Raw genomic sequence first — 2,978 nt, 5'->3', positions numbered from 1 at the left:
CCACCGCACCTGCTCCGCTTGTGGCTTGTCATCGCACTTGCGATGATTGAGACTTCGGCGCCGGAGCTGGGTTCGAGTAGGGGGATCCGGCTCCGCGCCGGAACCGCGCGACCCGGGCGGTGGCGTCGCGGCCCGCCGGACCTGCGAACCACCTGCGCGTTCCCGGCGTACGTTCTCCATCCGTGAGCAGCACAGTCAAGAGTCTTGTACCGGCCCGGATGGACCGGCTGCCGTGGACGCGGTTCCACTGGAGCGTCGTCGTCGGCCTCGGTGTCTCGTGGGTCCTCGACGGCCTCGAGATCCAGATCGTCTCGAACGCCGGGTTCCAAGCCGACCTGGGCCTGTCGACGCAGCAGGTCACCCTGCTCGGGACGATCTACCTGTTCGGGCAGGTGATCGGAGCGGTCGTCTTCGGACGGCTGTCCGACCGACTCGGCCGACGGAAGCTCTTCATCCTGACGCTGGCGATCTACCTGGTCGGGTCGGGCATCGCCGGCCTCGCACAGGACTTCTGGTTCCTCGCGGTGTTCCGCTTCGTCGCGGGCCTCGGCATCGGCGGCGAGTACGCCGCGATCAACTCGGCGATCGACGAGCTGATCCCGTCGAAGTACCGCGGGCACGTCGACATCGCCATCAACGGCACCTACTGGGGTGGTGCGGCGCTCGGTGCGTTCGCGAACATCTACCTGCTCGACACGTCCCACTTCGCCGAGAACATCGGCTGGCGCATCGGCTTCTTCCTCGGCCCGGTGCTCGGCATCGCGATCATCTTCCTGCGACGGCACATCCCGGAGAGCCCCCGCTGGATGATGACGCACGGCAAGGAGGAGGAGGCCGAGCGGACCGTCTCCGAGATCGAGGCGTCCGTCGAACGCTCCACCGGCCAGAAGCTCCCCGACGTCGACCCGTCGAAGGCCCTGACGGTCACGCCGCTCGACAACGTGCGCTTCCGCACCATCGTGCAGGTGCTGTTCAAGCAGTACCCGAAGCGCACGCTCGTCGGCGCCACGATGATGATCACGCAGGCGTTCCTCTACAACGCGATCTTCTTCACCTACGCGCTCGTGCTCACGAACTTCTTCGGGCTGAAGACCGCGCAGACGTCCGTGTACTTCTTCCCCTTCGCGATCGGGAACCTGCTCGGTCCGCTCATCCTCGGACGGTTCTTCGACACCTGGGGCCGGCGGCAGATGATCTTCCTGACCTACCTCGTGTCCGGTCTCGTGCTCGCGACGTCGGCGTTCCTCTTCCGTGCCGACGCCATCAGCGCGGGCGTCCAGGTCGCCTTCTGGTGCGTCTCGTTCTTCTTCGCCTCGGCCGGGGCGTCGAGCGCCTACCTGACCGTGTCGGAGATCTTCCCGCTCGAGCTGCGGTCGCAGGCGATCTCGTACTTCTTCGCCCTGGCGCAGATCTTCGGCGCGATCGCACCGGCGATCTACGGCGCGTTCATCGGCGACGGGTCCTCGCGGGAGCCGCTGTTCTGGGGCTACCTGCTCGGTTCGGCGGTGATGATCGCCGGTGGCGTGATCGCACTGGTCTTCGGGGTCGACTCGGCACGGAAGGGGCTCGAGGACATCACGCAACCGCTGTCCGTCCTCACCGGCCAGGAGGAGCCCTCGAAGCAGCGTTGACATTCTGGATGCAGAGTGTTTAGCGCGCGACGGCGGCTCGTGTCACGCTCACCCGCATGGCACTCCTCCACAACACGATCGACGCGCTGACGATCCACGGCGGCCACCGTCCCGACCAGGACGGTGGCCGACGTGCGTGACCCTGGCGGTGTGGAACGCAGACCAGACCGCCGACGCATCCGGAAGCCGGACGACCTCACCGTGCGCCGCAGCCTGCTCCGCGACGCGGCCTTCACGATCCTGCTCGAGAACGTCCTGCTCGGTGTGTACCGACGGGGTGAGCGGCTCCGGCTCGAGCAGATCGCGGAGGACCTCCAGGTGTCCCGGACGCCCGTGCGTGAGGCGCTCGCCCCGCTCGAAGCCCTGCATCTCGTGTCGGTGCAGCGGTACGTGGGCGTCGTCATCGCGCACTGGACGGTGGGGCAGATGTGCGAGCGGTTGCGGATCGCGCGGTCGATGCTCGTCGAGCCGCTCGGTGGGAGCGCCGGTGTCTCGGACCGGTTCGACCGTCGGCTCATCGCGGAGTGCCGGACCGAGGCCGGGTGCTTCGTCGAGCTGGGGGCGTGGGTGCTCCGACGGTCGGGTGCGTCCGTGAGCGCGGACTGGCTCGAGTCGCAGCTCGCGGTGCTCGACGTCTTCTTCACGGACGACGTCTGCCTGGCGAACGGCATCGACGCCGCTGTGGACCGGCGGTACCGGGTGGAACTGCTCGAGCGCGCGCGGTCGGCGGCGGAGCGTGATGCCGTCGAGGCGTGCACGGACGCCCTGGTCGAGCTCGCGGACGCGCTGATCGCGATGCCGGAGCGGTTCCGGGCGGCGCTCTCGGCGTGACGGTGCTGCCGGCGTGCGGGCTGTCGTCGGGCGGGTGTCGTCGTGTGGGTGTCGTCGTGTGCGTGTCGTCCGGACGGACACGGGATCGGCGACCTGAACGGGGACGCGGCACCGGGCCGCGCCCCCGTCGAGCCGCTCCCCCTGGCGGACGCGTCGCGATCGGGCGCGCGGGTCCTGGTGCCGGGGGAGCGACGTCGGGTGCTGTGTCGCGACTGTGGAGTGGAACTCCGGAACGTGATCGCCGCGTCCCGATGATGCTATGCACCGGGGTACGTCCCGACAACCCCTTCGTGTCCCCACTTCGGGGGACTGTGCGCGTTCCGCGGCACGCGCGGCCGTCGTGGTCCGGGTCGAGAGCACGCTCGACCTCCTGTATGGTGGGGGCAGCGCTCGCCAGGGCGCTTGGAGACGTCGCATAGTCAGGCCGAGTGCACCACCCTGCTAAGGTGGAGTCCCCTTTGAGGGGACCGAGGGTTCAAATCCCTCCGTCTCCGCGCTCGACGAGAGCCCCGGTCC

The 2,978-nt window shown here is 68.7% G+C and carries 2 protein-coding genes and 1 tRNA gene; all 3 read left to right on the top strand.

The window, feature by feature from the left end; genetic code table 11:
* The first annotated feature begins 182 nt into the window (after nt 1–182).
* The gene (locus ACSW7Y_RS16780) at nt 183–1,631 is read left to right on the top strand and encodes an MFS transporter (RefSeq protein ID WP_438127365.1); all 1,449 of its coding nucleotides are present in this window, start codon (nt 183–185) and stop codon (nt 1,629–1,631) included.
* A 150-nt stretch (nt 1,632–1,781) separates the two neighbouring features.
* Entirely contained in the window at nt 1,782–2,462 is a 681-nt protein-coding gene (locus tag ACSW7Y_RS16775) for a GntR family transcriptional regulator (RefSeq protein ID WP_438127364.1), read from the top strand.
* A gap of 404 nt (nt 2,463–2,866) precedes the next feature.
* Nucleotides 2,867–2,956, top strand: a tRNA-Ser gene (locus ACSW7Y_RS16770).
* Nucleotides 2,957–2,978: the final 22 nt, after the last annotated feature.

Origin of the sequence: Curtobacterium flaccumfaciens, from assembly GCF_051548005.1 — a bacterium.
Taxonomy (GTDB): domain Bacteria; phylum Actinomycetota; class Actinomycetes; order Actinomycetales; family Microbacteriaceae; genus Curtobacterium.
Note: the sequence above shows the minus strand (reverse complement) of the source record. Positions and strands in the feature narration are given on the sequence as shown.